2 protein-coding genes are annotated in these 1,724 nt (G+C 64.7%); both read left to right on the top strand.

Annotation, left to right across the window (positions count from 1 at the left end; translation table 11 throughout):
- The first annotated feature begins 94 nt into the window (after window positions 1–94).
- Window positions 95–1,084: a DNA-directed RNA polymerase subunit alpha gene (locus ACNPM4_RS12680; RefSeq protein WP_029260932.1), complete on the top strand. Its 990-nt coding sequence runs from the start codon at window positions 95–97 to the stop codon at window positions 1,082–1,084.
- 33 nt (window positions 1,085–1,117) lie between these two features.
- Window positions 1,118–1,687, top strand: coding sequence for a 50S ribosomal protein L17 (gene rplQ, locus ACNPM4_RS12675; RefSeq protein WP_029260933.1), 570 nt, complete (start codon window positions 1,118–1,120; stop codon window positions 1,685–1,687).
- Window positions 1,688–1,724: the final 37 nt, after the last annotated feature.

The raw sequence follows: 1,724 nt of genomic DNA, 5'->3' as shown, positions 1-1,724 counted from the left end.
CCCCCACGCCCGCGTACGGGCATCGACTTCCACAACTCAAAACCTCACCCCACCACATGTCATATAGCGGGCATGTGATCGAAAGGAACACAGAGTGCTTATTGCACAGCGTCCCACACTGACCGAGGAAAAGATCGTCGAGAACCGTAGCCGGTTCATCATCGAGCCTCTGGAGCCCGGCTTCGGTTACACGATCGGCAACGCGCTGCGCCGCAGCCTGCTGTCGTCGATCCCCGGTGCTGCTGTCACCAGCGTTCGCATCGACGGCGTGCTGCACGAGTTCAGCACCATCCCCGGCGTGAAGGAGGATGTCACCGAGATCATCCTCAACATCAAGCAGCTGGTCGTCTCCTCGGAGCGCGACGAGCCCATCACGGCGTACCTGCGCAAGACCGGTTCGGGCGAGGTCACCGCCGCCGACATCTCGGCTCCGGCCGGTGTCGAGGTGCAGAACCCCGAGCTCGTCATCGCGACGCTGAACGAGACCGCGAAGTTCGAGCTCGAGCTCACGATCGAGCGTGGCCGTGGCTACGTCTCGGCGACGCAGAACCGCAACGAGTACGCCGAGGCCGGTCAGATCCCGATCGACTCGATCTACTCGCCGGTCCTCAAGGTGAGCTACCGCGTCGAGGCGACTCGTGCCGGTGAGCGTACCGACTTCGACAAGCTCGTCCTCGACGTCGAGACCAAGTCGGCGATCAGCCCCCGCGACGCCGTCGCGTCGGCTGCGAAGACGCTCACCGAGCTGTTCGGTCTCGCCCGCGAGCTGAACGTCGAGGCCGAGGGCATCGAGATCGGCCCGGCGCCGGTGGAGGCTGTGAACTCCAGCGAGCTGTCGATGCCGATCGAAGACCTCGACCTGTCGGTCCGCTCGTACAACTGCCTGAAGCGTGAGGGCATCAACACTGTTTCGGAGCTCGTCGCCCTGTCGGAGACGCAGCTCATGAACATCCGCAATTTCGGCCAGAAGTCGGTCGACGAGGTGCGCGACAAGCTCATCTCGCTCGGTCTGTCGCTCAAGGATTCGGTGCCCGGTTTCGACGGCGCCCACTTCTACGGCGGCAGCGAAGACGAGTCCTTCTGAAACCCGACCTTTCTGACCAGGAGTTAGACGATTATGCCCAAGCCCACTAAGGGTCCCCGCCTCGGAGGCGGCCCCGCACACGAGCGCCTGATGCTTGCCAACCTCGCGGCGGCGCTCTACACCCACAAGTCGATCAAGACGACCGAGACCAAGGCCAAGCGCCTTCGTCCGCTCGCCGAGCGTCTGATCACCTTCGCCAAGCGTGGCGACCTGCACGCGCGTCGTCGCGTGCTGTCGGTCATCGGTGACAAGGAAGTCGTGCACATCCTGTTCTCCGAGATCGCACCGCTCGTCGCCGAGCGCGAGGGCGGCTACACCCGCATCACGAAGGTCGGCAACCGCAAGGGCGACAACGCTCCGATGGCCGTGATCGAGCTCGTTCTCGAGCCCGTCACCCCGAAGGCGAAGTCGACCAAGAAGGCTGCTGCTGCGCCGAAGGCCGAGAAGGCCGAGAAGGCGGAGAAGCCCGCCGAGGTCGTCGAGGAGACCCCCGCTGAGGAGGCTCCCGCCGAGGACGCAGCCGAGGCCGGCGCCGAGTCGCAGGCCGAAGGTGAAGCAGCCGAGGCTGCCGCTGAGGACGCTGTCGAGAAGAAGTCCGAGTAAGTACTTCGCTCACGAAGAAGCCCGCCGCCCCGTTTCG

The sequence above is a fragment of the Microbacterium umsixpiens genome (assembly GCF_053543675.1).
The sequence above is the reverse complement of the archived record's forward strand: the minus strand, read 5'-3'. Positions and strand labels throughout refer to the sequence as shown.

Bases quoted from the DNA above. Each gene is read 5' to 3' on its own strand.
- rplQ (WP_029260933.1), top strand. From the start codon at position 1,118: ATGCCCAAGCCCACTAAGGGTCCCCGCCTCGGAGGCGGCCCCGCACAC.